A 20484-nucleotide genomic window follows, 5' to 3' on the forward strand; every position below is an offset into this window, starting at 1 on the left:
GGGCTGGAATGGCTCGCATGCACGTGCCAGGGCGCGTGAGACGCGACGCTGCGGGTGTGGTTTGCCGTTGCCGCGTGTACCTGGGTGGGGCTGGTTAGGGGTTGTCGGCGGGTTGGCGGTCGCCGTGCCAGGAGGTCCAGAGGGCGGCGTAGCTGCCGTTCTCGGCCAGCAGGTCCTCGTGGGTGCCCAGTTCGGTGATGCGGCCGCCTTCGACGACGGCTACGCGGTCGGCGTCGTGGGCGGTGTGGAGGCGGTGGGCGATGGCGACGACCGTCCGGCCGTCCAGGACGGCGGCCAGCGAGCGCTCCAGGCGGCGGGCCGCTCTCGGGTCCAGCAGGGACGTCGCCTCGTCCAGGACGAGGGTGTGCGGGTCGGCGAGGACGAGCCGGGCCAGCGCGAGCTGCTGGGCCTGCGCCGGGGAGAGGTCCTCGCCGGCCGCGCCGACCTGGACGGTGAGGTCCGGGCCGTCCCAGTCGACGGCTTCGAGGGCGGCGCGGATCTGGTCGTCGGTGGCGTCCGGGTTGGCCATCACCAGGTTGTCGCGCAGGGTGCCGCGGAAGACGTGGTGCTCCTGGGTGACCAGGGCGACGTGGCCGCGCAGCTCGTCCAGCGGCAGCTCCACGAGCGGGACGGGCGCGTCGTCGCCGACCTCGACCGCGCCGGAGCGCGGGCCGTCGATGCCCGCGACCAGGCGGCCGAGGGTGGACTTGCCCGCGCCGGACGGTCCGACCATCGCGAGCCGCTCCCCCGGACGCAGCGCCAGGTCCACGCCGTGCAGGACGTCGTGGCCGGGACGGTAGGCGTACCGGACGTCGCGGACCGCGATCCGCTCGCCGTCCGGGCGCGCGGAGGTCGGGACACGGTCGGCCGGGACGTTCCCGACGCCGAGCAGGCGGGCCAGGGACGCGCCGCCGATCTGCACCTCGTCCATGCGGGTGAGGAGCATGTCCACGGGGCCGATCAGCTGCTGGACGTACAGGGTCGCGGCGGTGACCTGGCCGAGCGTGGCGTGGCCGTGCGCGTGCAGGAGGCCGCCGATGACCAGCGTCCCGACGACGGGCAGCACGTAGCCGCCGTCGACGACCGGGAACAGGACGGTCCGGAGCCCGAGCGTGTAGCGCTCGCGGGAGAAGGAGCGGGCGATGTCGGCGTCGCCGCGGGCGATCCGGCGGCGCTGGAGGCCGAACGCCTCGACCGTCCGGGCGCCCTGGACGGTCTCGGCGAGGCCGTCGGTCAGCTCCGCCCAAGCCGCCTCCTCGCGCAGGTAGCCGTCCCGGGCGCGCTTCAGGTACCAGCGCATGCCGAGCACGATGGGCGGGACGCCGAGCAGCACCGGCAGCGCGACGAGCGGCCCGGTCAGCACGAGCGCGCCGAGCGTGAGGACGACCGTGACGCTGCCGATGACCATCTCCGGGACGGCCTCGCGGACCACGCCGGACAGCTCCCCGACGTCCCGCGAGGTGCGGCTGACCAGGTCGCCCGTCCCGGCCCGCTCGACCCGCGACAGCGGCAGGCCGAGGACGCGTCCGACGAACTCCTCGCGCAGCTCGGCCATGACCCGCTCGCCGAGCCGCGCGGACGCGAAGTAGGCGTACCGGGTCAGGACACCCTGGACGATGACGAACCCGGCGATCGCCGCGCCGACCGCGTCGATGTGCGCGGTGCCGGTGCGGACGCCGTCCACCAGGCCGCCCAGCAGCCGCGGCGCGACCAGCCCGGAGATCGCGGCGAGGGCGTGCAGGGCCAGCGCCCCGGCCAGGGCGCGCGGGTGCCGGCGCGCGAGCGCGACGGCGTACGCGCGCACCTGGGCGCGGGTGGCGACGGGCAGGATGGCGGTGCTCATCCGGGACCTCCGGGACAGGCGCCCTCCGGGGACGGGCCGCGCGAGCGGCGGATCATGAGGCTCCCCGGGTGACGACGGCGGCATAGCGGGGTTCGGTGTCGAGCAGGTCGCGGTGCGTGCCCTCGGCGACCACCTCGCCGTGCTCGACGAACGCGACGTGGTCGGCGCGGTCGAGGACGAGCGGGCTGGTGGTCGCGATCACGGTCGTCCGGCCGGACCGGGCGCGCCCGATCCGCTCGGCGATCGCGGACTCGGTGTGCGCGTCGACCGCGCTCGTCGGCTCGACCAGGACGAGCACGTCGGGGTCGGCGGCGAGCGCCCGGACGAGCCGGAGCCGCTGCCGCTGGCCGCCGGAGAACTCCCGTCCGGCCTCGGCGACGTGGCCGTCCAGGCCGTCCACCTCGACGATGTCGTCCGCCGCGGCGGCCTCGATCGCGACGTCGAGCCCGGACGCGCCAGAGGCCCCGGACGGCGGGCTGAGCGTGTTGCGCAGGGGGCCGGAGAACAGGCGGTCCTCGTTGACGGCGACCAGGACCTTGCTCCGGACGTCCGCGACCTCGGCCAGCGGGACGCCGTTGTAGGTCACGTCGCCCTCGGCGTACCGGCCCAGCCGGTCGGCCACGGCGGCGGCGTCGCGCGGGTCGGCGGCGGCCACGGCGGTGACGCGCCCCGGCCGGACGACCAGCCCGGACGCGGCGTCCACCAGCTCGGCCGGGCCCTCGACGGCCCGGGTCCCGGACAGGGTGATCTCGGGCTCGACGGCCAGCAGCCGGCAGACGCGCCCGGCGGCGACGCGGCCCTTGGTGACCTTCTGCGCCATCTCCCCGATCGTCCGCAGCGGCTCGACCAGGAAGACCGCGTAGCCGTAGAACGCGACGAGCTGACCGATGGTGATCCTGTGGTCCTGGGCGAAGTGCGCCCCGACCCAGGTCACCAGCGCGACCAGCAGGCCCGGCAACAGCACCTCGGCGCCGCTGATCCGCGACTCGGCCCACGCCACCCGCACCCCGGCCCGCCGGACGTCCTGCGACCGGCGCCGGTAGCGCTCGGCGAACAGGCCCTCGCCGCCGACGCCGCGCAGCACCCGCAGGCCCGCGACCAGGTCGGTGGCCGTCGAGTTCAGCTCGCTGACCAGCTCCCGGTGCGCGTCCTCGCGGCGCTCGTAGGGGCGCAGCAGCGGCGCGGCGAGCGCCAGGATCAGCGGCACCCCGACCAGCACGACCAGGCCCAGCGGCCAGGACGTCACGAGCAGCAGGACGGCGACCACCGCGATCGCGACGACCGAGCCGGTGCCGCGGCCGACGATGTCCAGGACGTCGCCGAGCCGGGCCACGTCGGAGATCCCGACGCTGACGACCTCGCCCGCGGTGAGCCGCTTGGGCAGCGTCGCGCCGAGCCGGGTCGTCTGCCGCGTGACGATCTGGATCGTCCGGTAGGCGGCCGACAGCCAGTTGAAGACGGCCAGCCGGTGCCGGGTGACGCTCGACACCATCTGCAGGACGCCGAGCGCCGACAGCACGCCCGCCCAGCGCAGCAGCGCGCCCGTGTCCTCCCCGGCCACCCCGTCGTCGATGGCGCGACCGATCACGGCGGGCATCAGGGCCGGGGAGAGGAAGAACAGCGAACCGAGCACCGCGACGCCGATCACGCTCCGCCTCTGCACGCGCACGAGCCAGAGCAGGTAGCGCGTCGGGGAGGTGTGGTCGGGGGTGCCCGGGTCCGAAACCGGCAACTCCTTCACCCTGCGAAGGTATGCGGCGGCCTCCGGCCCGCACGACTCATTTTTTCGCCGCCGGACGCCCTGGCGGCACGGGCTTCCGGCCCATTACGGGCATCCTGGGAGGTGCGCGGCACGCGCGGGACCGGCTAGCCTCCCTCGGGTCGTGACCACTCCCCGCCGTCCCGCCCTCCCGCCCGGCCAGCCCGAGACCGTCGAGTTGCTGGCCGTTTTCGGCGACCCCGCGGACGTGCTGATGGTGGAGAAGATGCTCACCGAGGCCGGGCTGGACGTCGCGCTGACCGTCGCCGCCTCGGTGGACGAGGCGCGCCGCAAGGTGTCCCGCCGCACCCAGTGCATCCTGATCGACCTGTCCGGGCCCGAGGACGACCGGCTGACCGGCCTGCGCCGGATGCTGGCCGTTTCCGGAACCGCCGCGGTGATCGTGCTGACCGGGGTGGACGACGTCACCCTCGGTGTCCGCGCGGTCGCCGCCGGAGCCGAGGACTACCTGGTCAAGCGGGAGATCGACGGTCCGCTGCTGGCCCGCGCGGTGCGCTACGGCATCGAGCGGCGGCGCGCGGACGAGAGCGAGCGGCGGCTGGTCGAGGCGCGGCTGATGGCGGCCGAGAACGCCCGGCTGGAGCGCGGGCTGCTGCCCGTCCCGCTGATCGACGACCCGTCCCTCTCGCACCACACCCGGTACCGGCCCGGCCGGTCCCGCGCGCTGCTCGGCGGCGACTTCTACGACACCGTGCAGACCGAGGGCGGCGCCGTCCACCTCATGATCGCCGATGTTTCCGGGCACGGACCGGACGAGGCGGCGCTCGGCGTCCAGCTCCGCATGGCGTGGCGGACGCTCGTCCTCGCCGGGCACACCGGCGAGCAGCTGCTCGGCACCCTCGACACCGTCCTCGGGCACGAGCGGCGCAGCGACGAGACGTTCACGACCCTGTGCATGGTCACGGTCGCCCCGTCCCGCCGGACGGCCCGCATGTACCTGGCCGGCCATCCCGCGCCGCTCCTGTTCAGCGGCTCCGGTCCCGAAGCCGATTCCGGCTCCGGCGGGCGGGTCATGGCGCTGCCGGACTACGCGCACGGCCCAGCGCTCGGCCTGGTGCCGGACGCGGACTGGCCGATGACCGAGGTCGAGCTCGGCGAGACGTGGAGCCTGATGCTCTACACCGACGGCCTGATCGAGGGCCACACCGGGGACGGCACGTCCGCCCGGCTCGGCACCGAGGGCCTGGTGGACCTGGCCCGCCAGGCGTCCGGGCGGGGCCTGGTCGGCCGCGCGCTGCTGGACGACCTGGTCTCCGGCGTCGAGCGCCTCAACGGCGACGCCCTCACCGACGACCTCGCCGTCGTCCTCCTCTCCCACCACTGACCGCCCATCGGCTGTCCTCGCGCCGCCGAACCCGGCCGCCGCCAGACCTCGCGCCGCCGGACGCCGACCGACCTCGCGCCGCGGGACACCCGACCGACCGGGCTGTGACCCACGTCACCTGCGGTTTTATCTACTACAGCGCGTAGAGCATGATGTACTACGGCCTGTAGTTCCCGAGGGCCGTGTGAACTCTGTCACGATGCGTGATCACCGAACGGTCACGACACCCTGGTCGCAGCGGGTCATAGCCGCTGGCTATGGAAACGAGTGCCTCCATGACTTGGCCCTCTTCGCCCAGGTCGCCCTACTTTCTGAGCCGTGGCTATAGCGAGTACTGCGATCTACAGATCGACCGTGGGCAAGAAGGCGGTCATGGCGGTGACGGGGGCGATCCTCGTCGGCTTCCTGATCGCGCACATGATCGGGAACCTCAAGATCTTCCTTGGCGCCGGCGACTTCGACCACTACGCGCACTGGCTGCGCACGATGGGCGAGCCCGCCGTCCCCCGGCGCACCGTGCTGACCCTCCTTGAGGTCGTGCTCGGCGTCTCCGTCCTGCTGCACATGTGGTCCGCGGTCTCGCTGGCCCGGCGCGCGAGCGCGGCTCGGCCCGTGAAGTACCACGGCAAGAAGAAGTCGCACGCGCAGGGCTACGCCACGCACACCATGCGCTACGGCGGCGTGATCATCCTGCTGTTCGTCATCTGGCACCTGCTGGACCTGACGTTCTACGCGGTGAACCCCAAGGGCTCTGACGCCACCCCGTACGACCGGGTCGTCGCCGACTTCGACGCCTCCCGCTGGTACATCACCGTCTGGTACGTCCTCGCCGTCCTGCTCGTCGGCCTGCACCTGCGGCACGGCATCTGGAGCGCCTTCCAGACCCTCGGGCTGCGCTCGCCGCGCAACAACAACGCGCTGCGCGCCCTCGCCGGAGGCATCGCCGCCGTCGTCACGATCGGCTTCATCGCCGTGCCGATCTCCGTCACCTTCGGATGGGTGAGCTGACCATGACCGACGCCATCTTCGAGACCGGCGACCCGATCGCCGACACCAAGGCCCCGGCCGGCCCGGTCGAGAGCCGCTGGACCACCCGCAAGTTCGAGGCCAAGCTGGTCAACCCGGCCAACAAGCGCAAGAAGAAGGTCATCGTCATCGGGACGGGCCTGGCGGGCGGGTCCGCCGGCGCGACCCTCGGCGAGGCCGGCTACCACGTCGTCCAGTTCTGCTTCCAGGACTCGCCCCGCCGCGCCCACTCCATCGCCGCGCAGGGCGGCATCAACGCCGCCAAGAACTACCGCAACGACGGCGACTCGGTGCACCGCCTGTTCTACGACACCGTGAAGGGCGGCGACTTCCGCTCCCGCGAGTCGAACGTGCACCGCCTCGCCGAGATCTCCACCCAGATCATCGACCAGTGCGTCGCGCAGGGCGTCCCGTTCGCCCGCGAGTACGGCGGCCTGCTCGACAACCGCTCCTTCGGCGGCACCCAGGTCTCCCGCACCTTCTACGCGCGCGGCCAGACGGGCCAGCAGCTGCTGCTCGGCGCCTACCAGGCGCTCATGCGGCAGGTGGACGCCGGGAACGTCGAGCTGCACGCCCGGCACGAGATGCTCGACCTGATCATGGAGGACGGCCGCGCCCGCGGCGTCGTCGTCCGCGACCTGATCACCGGCGAGATCAAGCACTACACCGCCGACGCGGTCGTGCTGGCGTCCGGCGGCTACGGGAACGTGTTCTTCCTGTCCACCAACGCCATGGGCTCCAACGTCACCGCGTCCTGGCGCGCACACAAGCACGGCGCCTACTTCGCCAACCCGTGCTACACGCAGATCCACCCGACCTGCATTCCCTACTCCGGCGAGCACCAGTCCAAGCTGACGCTGATGTCGGAGTCGCTGCGCAACGACGGCCGCGTCTGGGTGCCGAAGAAGGCCGGCGACGAGCGCGCCGCCGCCGACATCCCCGAGGACGAGCGCGACTACTACCTGGAGCGCATCTACCCGTCCTTCGGCAACCTGGTGCCGCGCGACATCGCGTCCCGCGCCGCCAAGAACGTCTGCGACGAGGGACGCGGCGTCGGCCCCGGCGGGCAGGGCGTCTACCTCGACTTCGCCGACGCGATCGCGCGGCTCGGCCGCAAGACCGTCGAGGCCAAGTACGGCAACCTCTTCGAGATGTACGAGCGCATCACGGGCGAGAACCCCTACGACGTGCCGATGCGCATCTACCCCGCCGTCCACTACACGATGGGCGGCCTGTGGGTCGACTACGACCTGCAGTCCAACATCCCCGGCCTGTTCGTCATCGGCGAGGCCAACTTCTCCGACCACGGCGCGAACCGGCTCGGCGCGTCCGCCCTCATGCAGGGCCTCGCGGACGGCTACTTCGTCCTCCCGACCGGGCTCGGCGACTACCTGGCCCGCAACACCGGCCTGGACGAGGTCTCCGAGACCGCCATCGCCGAGGCCGAGGAGCGGGTCTCCGCGCAGGTCGAGAAGCTGCTCTCGATCAACGGCACCCGCACCGTCGACTCCTTCCACCGCGAGCTCGGCCACATCATGTGGGAGTACTGCGGCATGGAGCGGACCGAGGAGGGCCTGCGCAAGGCCCTGGAGCTGATCCCGGCGCTCCGCAAGGAGTTCTGGGAGAACGTCAAGGTCACCGGCAAGGGCGAGGAGCTCAACAAGGAGCTGGAGAAGGCCGGCCGCGTCGCCGACTTCCTGGAGCTCGGCGAGCTCATGGTCGTGGACGCCCTGCACCGCTCGGAGTCCTGCGGCGGCCACTTCCGCGCCGAGTCCCAGGACGAGGACGGCGAGGCCAAGCGCGACGACGAGCACTTCTCCTACGTCGCGGCCTGGGAGTGGGGCGGGGCGGGCACCAAGCCCGTCCTGCACCGGGAAGCCCTCGAATTCGAATACGTTCACCCGACGCAGAGGTCGTACAAGTAATGAAGCTCACCCTGCGCATCTGGCGCCAGACGGACCCGAACGACGAGGGCCGGATGGTCGAGTACCCGATCGACGACATCTCCCCGGACGCCTCGTTCCTGGAGATGCTGGACGTCCTCAACGAGCGGCTGATCACCGAGGGCGAGGAGCCCGTCGCGTTCGACCACGACTGCCGCGAGGGCATCTGCGGCATGTGCTCGCTGGTGATCAACGGCACCCCGCACGGTCCGGAGCGGGCGACCACCACCTGCCAGCTGCACATGCGCAAGTTCAAGGACGGCGAGGTCATCGACGTCGAGCCGTGGCGCGCCCGGGCCTTCCCGGTCGTCAAGGACCTGGTCGTGGACCGGTCCGCGTTCGACAAGATCATCCAGTCCGGCGGCTACATCACCGCGCCGACCGGCACCGCCCCCGAGGCGCACTCGGTCCCGGTGCCCAAGCCGGACGCCGACGCCGCCTTCGAGGCCGCCGAGTGCATCGGCTGCGGCGCCTGCGTCGCGGCCTGCCCGAACGGCTCGGCCGCGCTGTTCCTCGGCGCCAAGGTCACCCACCTCGGCCTCATGCCGCAGGGCCAGCCCGAGCGCTGGGACCGCGTCGTCTCCATGCTGGAGACCCACGACGACGCCGGCTTCGGCGGCTGCACCAACACCGGCGAGTGCACCGTCGCCTGCCCCAAGGGCATCCCGCTCGACGTCATCTCGTCGCTCAACCGGGACTTCCTGAAGGCCACCGTCGGCGGCAAGAAGAAGTAGACAAGGGCAGCAGCCGGAGGTGGCACGAAGAAGTAGGCCGTCCCGCTCTCCGCGAAGCCGCGCGACGCTCTCGACGAAGCCCCGCGACCGATCCGGTCGCGGGGCTTCGTCGCGTTTCGGCATCGCTATAGCGCAGTGTCCGAGTTAAACGATCATGCCCGTTCGCGCTCGTCTCGATTCCGCTCAGCCATAAATGCTGGTTATGAGTGAGATGCGGCCGGGAACGGGCAGAACCGCAGGCGGGCATGTGTGCAGGGTCACACGGTGGCGTCGTTGTTATGTGTGTCACAGTCGCGGGACCGTGGCGTAGGGTCACATCCCCCGGAGGCGCGAGAACGGGGAACCACCCCAGCGGGGAGACGACCCCGAGACCCCGACCCGAGCTCAGGAGAGCGATCGATGAGCACAGTGGAGGCGCCAGGCAAAGCGCGCGCCCAGATCAAGGAACGCACGCTCCGCCGGGACAACTGGCGCGTCTATCCGGTCACCACCCTGGTGATCTTCACGGCGTGGGTGGTGTACGCGACCATCCGGGCCTTCTGGGGAGCGGCGTTCTACGTCCCCCAGTACCACTACCTGACGCCGTTCTACTCGCCCTGCTTCAACGAGATCTGCAGCAACGTGCACGCCAACGGGCACACCGGCGACGCCGCCGAGTTCGGCACGTTCCTGCCGTCGGCGACGCGCGGCTGGATCCCGTTCGCGGCGGTGTCGCTGCCGTTCCTGCTGCTCTTCCGGCTGACCTGCTACTACTACCGGAAGGCCTACTACCGCTCGTACTGGGCGTCCCCGCCCGCGTGCGCGGTGGCCGAGCCCCACAAGAGGTACTCGGGCGAGCGGCGGTTCCCGCTGATCGGCCAGAACCTGCACCGCTACTTCTGGATGGCCGCGTTCCTGATCTCGCTGGTCAACACCTGGGACGCGGTCCGCGCCTTCCACGGCAAGGACGGCGGGTTCGGGATCGGGCTCGGCACCCTGGTGCTGCTCGCCAACGTGGTGCTGCTGTGGATCTACACCCTGTCCTGCCACTCCTGCCGGCACATCGTCGGCGGACGGCTGAAGAACTTCTCCAAGCACCCGGTCCGGTACTGGATGTGGGGGCAGGTGTCGAAGCTGAACAAGCAGCACGGCCGGTACGCGCTCATCACGCTCGGATCGCTGGTGGTGGCGGATCTCTACGTCGCGCTGGTCTCCAGCGGCACCATCACCGACCTGCGAATCTTCAACTGAGGACCCCCAGATGACCGAAATCGAGAGGCACGCCTACGACGTCGTCGTGATCGGCGCGGGCGGGGCCGGGCTGCGCGCGGCGATCGAGGCGCGGCTGCAGGGCAAGAGCGTCGCCGTCATCTCCAAGTCGCTGTTCGGCAAGGCGCACACGGTGATGGCCGAGGGCGGCGCGGCCGCGGCGATGGGCAACGTCAACCCGAACGACAACTGGCAGGTCCACTTCCGCGACACGATGCGCGGCGGGAAGTTCCTCAACAACTGGCGGATGGCCGAGCTGCACGCCAAGGAGGCCCCCGACCGGGTGTGGGAGCTGGAGGCGTGGGGCGCGCTGTTCGACCGCACCAAGGACGGCAAGATCTCGCAGCGCAACTTCGGCGGGCACGAGTACCCGCGGCTGGCGCACGTCGGCGACCGCACCGGCCTGGAGATGATCCGGACGCTGCAGCAGAAGGTCGTCGCGCTGCAGCAGGAGGACCACCGCGAGTTCGGCGCCTACGACGCGCGGATCAAGGTGTGGGCCGAGACGACCGTGACCCGGCTGCTGAAGGACGCGGACGGGCGGATCTGCGGCGCGTTCGCCTACGTCCGCGAGTCCGGGAGGTTCGTGGTGTTCGAGACCCCGGCGATCGTGATGGCGACCGGCGGGATCGGCAAGGCGTTCAAGGTGACGTCCAACTCCTGGGAGTACACCGGGGACGGGCACGCGCTCGCGCTGCTCGCCGGGGCGTCGCTGCTGAACATGGAGTTCGTCCAGTTCCACCCGACCGGGATGGTCTGGCCGCCGTCGGTGAAGGGGCTGCTCGTCACCGAGTCGGTGCGCGGCGACCGCGGCGTGCTGCGCAACTCCGACGGCAAGCGGTTCATGTTCGACTACATCCCCGAGGTCTTCAAGGACAAGTACGCGACGACCGAGGAGGAGGGCGACCGCTGGTACGACGACCCGGACAACAACCGCCGCCCGCCGGAGCTGCTGCCGCGTGACGAGGTCGCGCGGTCCATCAACTCCGAGGTGAAGGCGGGACGCGGGTCGCCGCACGGCGGCGTGTACCTGACCGTCGTGGACCGGATGCCCGGCGGCGCGGAGGAGATCCGGCGCCGGCTGCCGTCGATGTACCACCAGTTCAAGGAGCTGGCGGACGTCGACATCACGGTCGAGGCGATGGAGGTCGGCCCGACCTGCCACTACGTGATGGGCGGCATCGAGGTCGACCCGGACACCGGCGCGGCCCTCGTGCCCGGCCTGTTCGCGGCGGGCGAGTGCTCCGGCGGTATGCACGGCTCGAACCGGCTCGGCGGCAACTCGCTGTCGGACCTACTGGTGTTCGGCCGGCGCGCGGGCCTCGGCGCGGTCGAGTACCTGGACGGTCTGGACGCGCGTCCGGCCGTCCCGGACGCGGAGGTCGAGGCGGCCACCGCGGAGGCGCTCGCCCCGTTCGGCCGTCCGGACGGCGAGAACCCGTACGCGGTGCACGGCGAGCTCCAGGCGACGATGAACGAGCTGGTCGGCATCATCCGCACCGAGTCCGAGCTCGTGGAGGCGCTGGAGAAGCTGGACAAGCTGCGCGCACGGGTCGCGAAGGTCGGGGTCGCGCCGGTCGCGGTCGGCGCGGGATCCGACGACGGCGACGGGCGCGGCTACCACCCCGGCTGGCACCTGGCGCTGGACCTGCGCAACATGCTGCTGGTCTCGGAGGCGGTCGCGCGGGCCGCGCTGGAGCGGCAGGAGAGCCGCGGCGGGCACACCCGCGACGACTACCCGGTCATGTCGGCGGACTGGCGCAAGGTGAACCTGATCTGCCGGCTGTCCGGCGACGCGTCCGACCCGGTGACCGGGGCGTCGGTCGAGCTGCGCAGGCAGCCGATGGAGCCGATGCGCGACGACCTGATCGGGCTGTTCGAGACCGACGAGCTGAAGAAGTACCTCACCGCGGCCGAGCTGCCCGGCGGCGGCGCGTCCGAGGCGGCGGAGGCGGCGGGCGAGGAGGACGGCCAGTGAGCTACGAGGCCAAGTTCCGGGTGTGGCGCGGCGACGAGGGCCGCGGCGAGCTGCGCGACTACACCGTGGAGGTGAACGAGGGCGAGGTCGTCCTCGACATCATCCACCGGCTGCAGGCGACGCAGGCCCCCGACCTCGCCGTCCGGTGGAACTGCAAGGCGGGCAAGTGCGGCTCGTGCTCGGCCGAGGTGAACGGCATGCCGCGGCTGATGTGCATGACGCGGATGTCCACCTTCGAGCCGGACGAGGTCGTCACGGTCACGCCCGTCCGCACCTTCCCGGTCGTCCGCGACCTGGTGACGGACGTGTCGTTCAACTACGAGAAGGCGCAGCAGATCCCGGCGTTCGACCCCGGCGACACCAAGCCGGGCGAGTTCCGGATGCAGCAGGTGGACGTGGAGCGCTCGCAGGAGTTCCGCAAGTGCATCGAGTGCTTCCTGTGCAACAACGTCTGCCACGTCATCCGCGACCACGACGAGAACAAGCCGAACTTCGCCGGGCCGCGCTACCTGATGCGGATCACCGAGCTGGAGATGCACCCGGCGGACGTGGACGACCGGCGCGAGATCGCGCAGGAGGTCTTCGGGCTCGGCTTCTGCAACATCACCAAGTGCTGCACCGAGGTCTGCCCCGAGGGCATCAAGATCACTGACAACGCGCTGATCCCGATGAAGGAGCGCGTCGTCGGCCGCCGCTACGACCCGGTCGTCTGGCTGGGCTCGAAGCTCGGCATCGTGAAGAAGGGCCAGGACACCCCACCCGCGTGATCCTGGGGCGCTGCGGCGGCGTCCGGCGACGGGCGCCGCGGCGGCGGTCGGCGCGCGTTGAGGCGGTCGGCTGGCCTCGGGGCGTCGGGGCGTCCGGCGACGGGGCGGTGGTGACGGCGGGCGGCGTGCCCCCGTCACCGCCGCCCGTCGCCACCGCCGTTCCCCGTGAACGCCGTCGGCCACCGTGACAACTGGGCCACCGTGCCGCGCTCCACCCTCGCTCTTGGACGCGGCGGTGAATAGGTAGAAGTACACAGAACCGGGTCTTGATTTGTTCTGGCGTCGTGGGTCCCCTGACGTCGTCCCGCGTCTTAGCGTGGAGGGATGACCGCCTTGGAGCCGGGCTCCTTCCTCGCCGAGCTCACCCCCGCCGAGCGCACCGACCTCGAATCCCGCGGCGGCGTGCGCGCCTTCGACCGCGGTGAGGTGCTGTTCCACGAGGGCGAGGACGGCGCCTGGGTGGCCGTCCTGCTGACCGGGCGGGTCAAGGCGTTCTCCACCCGCGAGCAGGGCGGCGAGGCGGTGCTCGGCGTCCGGGGGCCGGGCGCGCTGCTGGGCGAGGTCGCGGCGATCGACGAGCTGCCGAGGTCGGCGTCGGTGAAGACGCTGGAGCCCGCGCGGGCGCTGGCCGTCGCGACCGAGGACTTCCGCGCCTACCTGTCGTCCAACCCGCGCGTCTCGTTCATCATCATGAAGATGCTGTGCCAGCGCTGGCGCGAGGCGGACCGCGGCCGCGTCGAGTTCGGCATGTTCGACGCCACCGGACGCGTCGCGCAGCGGCTCGTCGAGCTGGCCGAACGGTTCGGCGTCCCGTACACGGGCGTGAACGGCGCGAGCGTCCAGATCACGCTGAACCTGACGCAGGAGGAGCTGGCGGGCTGGGTCGGCGCGTCCCGCGAGGCCGTCAGCAAGGCCCTGCGCACGCTGCGCCGGCACGGCTGGATCGAGACGGGCCGGCGGAGCGTCATCGTCCACGACATCCAAGCCCTCCGCCGCCACGCCCGCTGACCCCGAACGACTCTCGCTTCGCCGTCACGCCCGCTGACCTCGAACGTTTCGCGACATGGTGCAGCGCCGGACCGGGATACAGGCCGGAGGGCGCCTCTCGCGGACGGGGCGGGAATGCAGGACGCCGCGTCCGGGGGAGCGGACGCGGCGCCTGGCGTGCGGGCCTCGGTCAGGAGGCGATCGGGGAGGCCGGGACCTTCGCCGACTTCAGCGACGGCAGGACCTTGCCCGCCGTGATGCCGCGGTCGCGGGCGAACGCGTCGGTGACCTGGCCGAACATGTAGTTCTTGACCCCGATGACGACGTCGATGTCCGCCTTGTTGGCGCCGCTCGGGCTGGGCAGGCCGACGAGCGTGTTCATCACGCCGGTGAGCAGGCCGCAGTTGGTCGCGGCGGGCACCGGGAACGCCGTGTCGGTGATCTTCGCGGGGATGACCCAGGCGCCGTTCACGTTCTTCAACGACAGGTCGGACAGGTTCGGCGTGATCGAGACCGGTGCCGCGTCGCTACCGATGTAGCAATTGTCGCCGAGCAGGTTCGCCTTGGTGTACTCCGTCTTCACCTTCAGCGGGATGCTGTCGGGCAGGACGTACTTGCCGAGCGTGATTGCTCCGGCCTGCTGGACGCGCACCTGGAAGCCGTCCAGGCCGAGCGGCGCCGATTCCTTGGGAATCGAGATCGGGTCGCTCCTGAAACCGCCGTCCGGGGTGCGGATCTGCAGCTTCCACTCGTGCAGCCCCACCGCCACCGGGACGGTGATCGGCGAGGTGATCTTCTGGGTGAGGCCGCCCAGCTTCATCTCGCCGCCGGTCATCACGATGGCGACGCAGTTCCACAGCCAGGACTGCGCGCCCTGGGGGATCGCGGGGCAGTCCTTGAAGTCCGCGCTGCTTGGGGTGTAGCCCGAGGCCCCATCGGCGTGCGCCGCGACGGCGGGCCCGGCCGCGAGCGCGGCCCCGAGACCGGCGGCGCCGAGGGTCCGGGAGAACACCCGGTGGGACAGACGCTTCATGCATGCTCCGAGCACGTGGGGCGGTGGCGGGGCGGACGTGGGGTGATCCGGGAGCGGGTGTGGGGTGGAAAACGCCCGCACGGCGGGCGGGGCAGACGAAGCATAAGTACGGCCTTACCAGGCCCGATACTCCCTGTCGCGAAAGTTTCTCAAGTTGCGGATGTATCAGAAGTGACAAGAAACGCCCGCCGCCTCCATGCCACCCACACACCCCACTCCCCAAAGTGATCAAGAAACCCCGCCCCCGCCCGACCGTCCCGTCCGACCAGAGCGCGCGCCAGCAAGGCACCCGAGCGGAACGCGCGAGCGGGACGCCCTGGAGGCCGGGCGGGAGACCGGGGCAGAGCGGGGCGGTCGGCAGGCCGGGCAGGCCGGAGGGGGCCGAGGCCGGGGGGCCGGGGCTGCGGGGGTGGCGTTGGCGGGAGGCGGGGGTGACCTGGGGTGGAGGCGGGTGGCGCCGGGTCGGGCGGCGGGTCGCGGACGGGCTGCCCCTACCCTGTGAGCGTGCAGTTGCAGCAGCTCGCCTACTTCGTCGCGGTCGCGGAGGTCAGGCACTTCACCCAGGCGGCCGAGCTGCTGCGCGTCGCCCAGCCGTCGCTGTCCAAGCAGATCAGGGCGCTGGAGACCGAGCTCGGCGCGTCCCTGTTCAGCCGGGCGCGCGGCAACATCACGCTCACCCCGGCGGGTGAGGCGCTGCTTCCGCTGGCCAAGCGGATCCTCGCGGACGTCGACACCGCCCGGCTCGAAGTGCAGGAGCTCGCCGGGCTGCGGCGCGGGCGCGTCCGGCTGGGCGCGACGCCGTCGCTGTGCGCGGGCCTGCTCGGGGACGTGCTGCGGCGCTTCCACGACGCCTTCCCCGGCATCGAGCTGCTGGTCGAGGAGGGCGGCTCGCGCGACCTCGTCCGGGACCTGACCCGCGGCTCGCTCGACCTGGCCCTGGTCATCCTCCCGCTGCACGGCGATCCGCCTCTCTCGACGACGGCGATCCTGCGCGAGGACCTGGTCGTCGCCTCCCCCGCCGCCGAGCCCGAGAACCGGGCCGAAACGGGCGTGGGCGGACGGCTCGCCGACCGCGGCTGCCAGCTGCCGCGCCGTCCCTACCTGCACATCTCCGACCTCCGGGACCGTCCGCTGGTGATGTTCCGGCCCGGCTACGACCTGCGCGAGGCCACCATCAGCGCCTGCCGCGCCGCCGGGTTCGAGCCGCGCTTCGCGGTCGAGGGCGGCGAGATGGACGCCGTGCTCCGCTTCGTCGAGGCGGGCCTCGGCATCGCCGTCGTGCCGAGCATGGTGCTGGCCGGACGTCCCGGCCTGCACGGCACTCCCCTGATCATCACCGACGAGGACGACCCGGCCCGCGGCGGCCGGCGAGCCCACCCCGACCACGGCCTGCGCCGGACGATCGCCCTGGCGCACCGCAAGGACGTAGACCTCACCCACGCCGCACGGGCCTTCCAGGAGACCCTGGAGAACTTCCTCGTAGAAGCCGGTTTGGCAGGCGCACTCCCCTCGGGTGTCGAAACCCTCCTCACCCCCTGACCCACGAGTTCTCGCCCCCAGGACGGTTCGGGGTCGGGCCGTCGCGGCGGGTCCCTGGTGGTGGGGGTCATCGCTGGAGGGTGCGCTTGAGGTGGGCTTCTGCGTCGGCGGCGCGGCCGTTGCCGTAGACGCGGAGCACTTCGGCGATCTCGGGGAAGTTCACGTCGATCGTCGCGGCGGCGGCCTCGATCTCGGCGGCGGACGCGACCTCCCTCAGCAGCGCCTGGAGGACGCGGGCGGGTGACTCGGGCGGCGCGGCCTCGTGCCACGCCACGTCCATCACGCCCCCGCCCCGCCCGGACGACGTCGCGCGCCCCTGACCCTCCGCGCGCAGGGTGGACGTGGTGGTCGGTGACTCCTCGCGGATCTCGTCCAGGCGGGCGCGCAGCTCGCCGGGCGGGACGGTGTCTGCCTCGGCGGCCAGCTCCTCGACCGCGAGCAGCCGGTGCAGGACGGCCGGATTGCTGATCTTGGCGCGCTGGCCGGACATCAGCTGGGACAGCATCGGCGCGGACAGCCCGAGCACGCCGGCCAGCCCCGACTGGGACAGCCCCATCCGGTCGAGCACGCGGCGGAACCGGTCGCCGAGCGGCTCGCCGTACCACTCGGTCTGCAGCGCCCGGTTGCGCTCGACGGCGTCCTGCGTGGCGGGCATGCCGAACCTCCCACTTGACGTTCGCAACTGCAAACGCTAGATTCCCATTCGCAGAACATCATACCTCGTGATCGAGGGTCGGCACGGAGGATGGAGTTTGCAGATGCGACTCCGTCGTGATCAAGGAGGGAAGGAAGGCATGCGAGGAACGCGAACGGCGACCGTCCTGCTGGCGGCCGCCCTGCTCATCGGCGGGGTCTCCGGCTGCTCGGGGCTCGGCGGAAAGTCGGACGGGCACACGTCCGGTGTCCGAGCAGCGAACTCGGTCGGACTCGGCAAGCCGTCCGTCGAGACTGCGGGCAAGGTCGTCGTGAAGGGCACGTTCGACTCGCCCTTGGCCGCGGGCGCGAAGGTCGACATCGCCATCAACAGCCTGCATGTGGACGGCAGGCTCGCGACGCTGATCGCGCAGTTCACCCCGCACGTCCCGAACCCGTCGTCGAGCCTGAGCCTCTTCTCGCTGAACGGCCACAACGGCATCGACCCCGCGCTGATCGACCCCGTCAACCTCAAGCGCTACGTCGTGGTGAAGGATTCGGGCGGCCACGAACTCCAGACCAGCGAGATCTTCGCCACCCTCGCGAACGAGCAGCCCACCCAGGTCTTCTTCACCTTCGCCGCGCCACCGGAGAACGTGAAGTCGGTGAACGTCCAGCTCGGCACCTGGCCCACCTTCCGCGCCATCCCAGTGGAGCGCTGACCCGTGCGCCACATGACCGTCACCATCGTCCTCGGCATCCTGCTACTCGCTGCCCCATCAAACGCGTCCGCCGCCACCCCGACCTCGGCCGCGATCGGAGGCCGGTCTCCGTCTCCGTCCCCGTCCGCATCTCCGGTGCCGGACGGCGAGCTGGCGAAGTCCGTCCTGGACGTCAACGCGAACGCCTCGGTGTTCGACATCGACATCGCCAAGTCCGTGTCCCCGCTCGAATCCGAGCAGGCACAGGGCTCGAAGGTCACCGTCAGCCTCTCCGCCGACGTCATGTTCGACTTCGACCAGGCGACGCTGACCGACGCCGCCCGCGGCAGCCTCACCCGCCTGGCCGCACGCCTGCGCAACGCGTCCGGCACGATCCAGGTCGGCGGCCACAGCGACGCCCTCGGCGAGGACGCCTACAACCTCACCCTCTCCCAGAAGCGCGCCGACGTCGTCGCCGCCGAACTCCGCCGCCTGATCGGCGGTAAAGCCGACATCACCGCCAAGGGCTACGGCTCGTCCCGTCCCGTCGCCCCCAACACCGCCAACGGAAAGGACAACCCCGATGGCCGCGCCAAGAACCGCCGCGTCGAAATCACCTTCGAACCTGCCTGACCACCGCTTACCCCGCCACGAACCGAGCCACCATGAGCGTGGACCAGAACCCCAGAGGCGCGGGGCCAGCCCTGCCTCAATCCGTGAAGACCAACCCGCAAGGCATTCGCGCCGAGACGACAGGAGGGGGTGCAGCCGGCGCGCAAGCTCTCAGAGCCGCCCTCCGGTGGCCAGAGCCATCACGCGCGCCAACCATGCCTGCCTGCGAACACTCATCCGCATGGCGCCCATACTCCTTGCGGTCCTGGGCACTCGGCTGCGGCATCAGAGCTGGGGAGACGGGCCCAGGTGGTCGAGGATCTGCAGGGGTTCGCCATCGAGGGTGCGCGCGGGGAGATCGAGGGTCAGTCCGCACTCGGCGAGTTCGTGCCGGGCTGCCTCAGCGGAGACAGGACGGGCTGCCGGGTCCGGTGCGGCAAGGCGCGCGACCAGGGTCCAGAGCTGCGGCGGGACGCCCGGCGGCAACGGCCCGATCCGTTGCCGCGTCTCCGGGTCCCCCGCGCCGGTCAGCATGCGCCACGCGACCATGCCCGCCGCGTACAGATCCTGGGCGGGCCCCGGACGCGCCCACTCCAGCACCTCGGGCGCGAGATATCCGGGCGTCCCCACGACGAACCCGGTCGTGGTCAGCCGCTCCGCGTCGTCCCCGAGCGCGATCCCGAAGTCGCTCAACCGGATCAAGGGCGCGCCGACCGGGCTGGGCTCCAGCAACACGTTCGCGGGCTTGACATCGCGGTGAACGACGCCCTGCGCGTGGATATGGCCGAGCGCGGAGAGCAGCTGATCCAGGATCTCCGCCGCGTAGGACGCGGGAAGCCGCCCGTAGTCACCGAGCAGCGCCTCCAGCGACCCGCCGCGCACCAGCTCCAACGCGAGCAGCACATCGCCGTCCGACGTCGGGCACCAGGCGTACGGCGTCACGACATGCGGATGCGCGAGCCGCAACGTCCGTTCCCGCATGGCGCGCAACACCGCAGTGCCGTCCGTGCTGCGGACGAGCTTGGCCGCGCAATACCGCCGCTCGTCCCGGTCAAAGGCGCGCCAGACGCGTCCGCTACCGCCCGCCCCGATCCGGTCCAGCATGGCGAACCGCCCGCCAACCACCCAACCCCCATGCACCCCCGAATCGTACGCATCCACCCCCCACCCAGCCGACCCCACGACCCTCCGGTCCCCCAACCTCCGGCCCAGGTTTCTCGCCCACCCCCACAACCCAGCCCTCCGCCTCCTCACCAGCACCCCCTCCCACACCCCCTGGCTGTGCTCCCTCCCAACGCCCCAGGCTGTGCGCGGGCTCCCTACGCCCCAGGCTGTGCGCGGGGTGGGTGGGGTGTTCTTAGGGGTGGGGGTGTGGTCTGCTCACGGGTGGGAGCGGGGGTTGTTGGGGTGGGGGCGTGAACCGTTCGGTGGGTTCGGTTGTCAGTAAGAGGTAGGAGGACGCCTTGGTGGTGTCCTCCCTCGGTCAGGAGCATGCGATGTCCTATGGACCTCCCCCTTATCCGGGGCCCCGGTACGCGGAGTCCCCGGTTCGTCCACCCCTTCCACAGACCGTCCAGATCGCGTTCTACCTGATGCTGGCCGGGGCCGCGATGCAGGTCCTCGGGTTCATCGTCACGGTCGTGCGGATCAGCGCGCTGCGCGACCAGCTCCGCAGGCAGCTGATCGACAACGGGACCGCGCCGACCGACTCGTCCCTGAACACGCTGGTCACGGTGGTCATCGCCATCGCCGGGGTGTTCGCGGTGATCGGCGTCGGCCTGTGGATCTGGATGGCGTTCACCAACCGGGCGGGACGCCAGTGGGCCCGCATCACCGGGACGGTGTTCTTCGGCATCTTCACGCTGAGCACGCTGGCCAGTCTGGTCACGCTGGCCGCGGGAGGATCGAGCCGGATCAACGTGGGGTCCAGCACGCCCGCGAGCTTCGCGGTCAGCGCGATCTCCTGGCTGATCGGGCTCGTGACCGTCGTGCTGCTCTGGAACAAGGGGTCCGGCGCTTATTTCAGGCCGGTCCACGCGCCCTACGGGCAGGCGCCGGTGGGGTATCCGTACGGGCAGAGTCCGCAGCCCGTCCAGCCCCAGCCGTACGACATGCAACCGCCGTACCCCGTCGAGGCGCCCCCGCCCGGGCCGCCCCAGGCGCCTCCGCCCGCCGGGGGTCAGGCCCCCTCGTCCGGTCCGGGGCAGTCTCCCCCGGCAGGGCCCGGCCAGGCGCAGCCCGGCGGGCAGCAGGGGGAGGGGCCGCCGCCTCCGCCGCCGAACTGGCAGAATCCGGCCTAACTCTGACAGGGCACCACGAACCCGACTAGGGAACTT

Annotated in this window: 17 protein-coding genes; 12 read left to right on the plus strand and 5 right to left on the minus strand. The window is 71.5% G+C overall.

What is annotated here, in order from left to right:
• Window positions 1–94: 94 nt before the first annotated feature.
• Complete coding sequence (locus FHU30_RS09770; RefSeq protein WP_253874261.1) at window positions 95–1843, minus strand: ABC transporter ATP-binding protein; 1749 nt, start codon at window positions 1841–1843, stop codon at window positions 95–97.
• Between the two features lie 52 nt (window positions 1844–1895).
• The gene (locus tag FHU30_RS09775) at window positions 1896–3584 is read right to left on the minus strand and encodes an ABC transporter transmembrane domain-containing protein (RefSeq protein ID WP_253874263.1); all 1689 of its coding nucleotides are present in this window, start codon (window positions 3582–3584) and stop codon (window positions 1896–1898) included.
• 142 nt (window positions 3585–3726) lie between these two features.
• On the opposite strand from FHU30_RS09775, the gene FHU30_RS09780 reads away from it, so the two are divergent.
• The 8 genes from FHU30_RS09780 (at window position 3727) to FHU30_RS09815 (ending at window position 13651) form a co-directional block, all read left to right on the plus strand.
• Window positions 3727–4947: a PP2C family protein-serine/threonine phosphatase gene (locus tag FHU30_RS09780; RefSeq protein ID WP_253874265.1), complete on the plus strand. Its 1221-nt coding sequence runs from the start codon at window positions 3727–3729 to the stop codon at window positions 4945–4947.
• A gap of 354 nt (window positions 4948–5301) precedes the next feature.
• On the plus strand, window positions 5302–5955 hold the full coding sequence (locus FHU30_RS09785) for a succinate dehydrogenase cytochrome b subunit (protein ID WP_308211251.1): 654 nt from the start codon (window positions 5302–5304) through the stop codon (window positions 5953–5955).
• Window positions 5956–5957: 2 nt separating this feature from the next.
• Window positions 5958–7898, plus strand: a complete 1941-nt coding sequence (locus FHU30_RS09790) for a fumarate reductase/succinate dehydrogenase flavoprotein subunit (protein WP_253874267.1) — start codon at window positions 5958–5960, stop codon at window positions 7896–7898.
• Entirely contained in the window at window positions 7898–8650 is a 753-nt protein-coding gene (locus tag FHU30_RS09795; protein WP_253874269.1) for a succinate dehydrogenase/fumarate reductase iron-sulfur subunit, read from the plus strand. The genes FHU30_RS09790 and FHU30_RS09795 overlap by 1 nt, the downstream gene beginning before the upstream one ends.
• 399 nt (window positions 8651–9049) lie before the next feature.
• Window positions 9050–9880 (plus strand): succinate dehydrogenase subunit SdhC, encoded by an 831-nt coding sequence (gene sdhC / locus FHU30_RS09800; RefSeq protein ID WP_253874271.1) that lies wholly within the window; start codon window positions 9050–9052, stop codon window positions 9878–9880.
• 10 nt (window positions 9881–9890) lie between these two features.
• Window positions 9891–11876 (plus strand): fumarate reductase/succinate dehydrogenase flavoprotein subunit, encoded by a 1986-nt coding sequence (locus tag FHU30_RS09805; RefSeq protein ID WP_253874273.1) that lies wholly within the window; start codon window positions 9891–9893, stop codon window positions 11874–11876.
• Window positions 11873–12643: a succinate dehydrogenase/fumarate reductase iron-sulfur subunit gene (locus FHU30_RS09810; protein WP_253874275.1), complete on the plus strand. Its 771-nt coding sequence runs from the start codon at window positions 11873–11875 to the stop codon at window positions 12641–12643. Before FHU30_RS09805 ends, FHU30_RS09810 begins: the two co-directional genes overlap by 4 nt.
• A 324-nt stretch (window positions 12644–12967) precedes the next feature.
• Window positions 12968–13651, plus strand: a complete 684-nt coding sequence (locus FHU30_RS09815; RefSeq protein WP_253874277.1) for a Crp/Fnr family transcriptional regulator — start codon at window positions 12968–12970, stop codon at window positions 13649–13651.
• 169 nt (window positions 13652–13820) lie between these two features.
• On the opposite strand, the gene FHU30_RS09820 is transcribed toward FHU30_RS09815, so the two are convergent.
• Complete coding sequence (locus tag FHU30_RS09820; protein WP_253874279.1) at window positions 13821–14663, minus strand: hypothetical protein; 843 nt, start codon at window positions 14661–14663, stop codon at window positions 13821–13823.
• A gap of 504 nt (window positions 14664–15167) precedes the next feature.
• Between FHU30_RS09820 and FHU30_RS09825 the strand changes: the two genes are divergently transcribed.
• Entirely contained in the window at window positions 15168–16202 is a 1035-nt protein-coding gene (locus FHU30_RS09825) for a LysR family transcriptional regulator (RefSeq protein WP_253874281.1), read from the plus strand.
• 67 nt (window positions 16203–16269) lie between these two features.
• Here FHU30_RS09825 and FHU30_RS09830 read toward each other — a convergent pair whose 3' ends face one another.
• The gene (locus FHU30_RS09830; protein ID WP_253874283.1) at window positions 16270–16857 is read right to left on the minus strand and encodes a helix-turn-helix domain-containing protein; all 588 of its coding nucleotides are present in this window, start codon (window positions 16855–16857) and stop codon (window positions 16270–16272) included.
• Window positions 16858–16996: 139 nt separating this feature from the next.
• Here FHU30_RS09830 and FHU30_RS09835 point away from each other — a divergent pair, with 139 nt between their 5' ends.
• A complete protein-coding gene (locus FHU30_RS09835) occupies window positions 16997–17557 on the plus strand; it encodes a hypothetical protein (RefSeq protein WP_253874284.1) in 561 nt (186 codons plus the stop codon).
• A gap of 12 nt (window positions 17558–17569) precedes the next feature.
• The gene (locus FHU30_RS09840) at window positions 17570–18169 is read left to right on the plus strand and encodes an OmpA family protein (protein WP_253874286.1); all 600 of its coding nucleotides are present in this window, start codon (window positions 17570–17572) and stop codon (window positions 18167–18169) included.
• 264 nt (window positions 18170–18433) lie between these two features.
• Here FHU30_RS09840 and FHU30_RS09845 read toward each other — a convergent pair whose 3' ends face one another.
• Window positions 18434–19288 carry a serine/threonine-protein kinase gene (locus FHU30_RS09845; RefSeq protein WP_253874287.1) on the minus strand — a complete coding sequence of 285 codons (855 nt, stop codon included), beginning with the start codon at window positions 19286–19288 and terminating at the stop codon, window positions 18434–18436.
• A 356-nt stretch (window positions 19289–19644) separates the two neighbouring features.
• On the opposite strand from FHU30_RS09845, the gene FHU30_RS09850 reads away from it, so the two are divergent.
• The gene (locus FHU30_RS09850; protein WP_253874288.1) at window positions 19645–20448 is read left to right on the plus strand and encodes a hypothetical protein; all 804 of its coding nucleotides are present in this window, start codon (window positions 19645–19647) and stop codon (window positions 20446–20448) included.
• The last annotated feature ends 36 nt before the right edge of the window (window positions 20449–20484 follow it).

This window comes from Actinomadura rupiterrae, from assembly GCF_024172125.1.
In the GTDB taxonomy this organism is placed as follows: domain Bacteria; phylum Actinomycetota; class Actinomycetes; order Streptosporangiales; family Streptosporangiaceae; genus Spirillospora; species Spirillospora rupiterrae.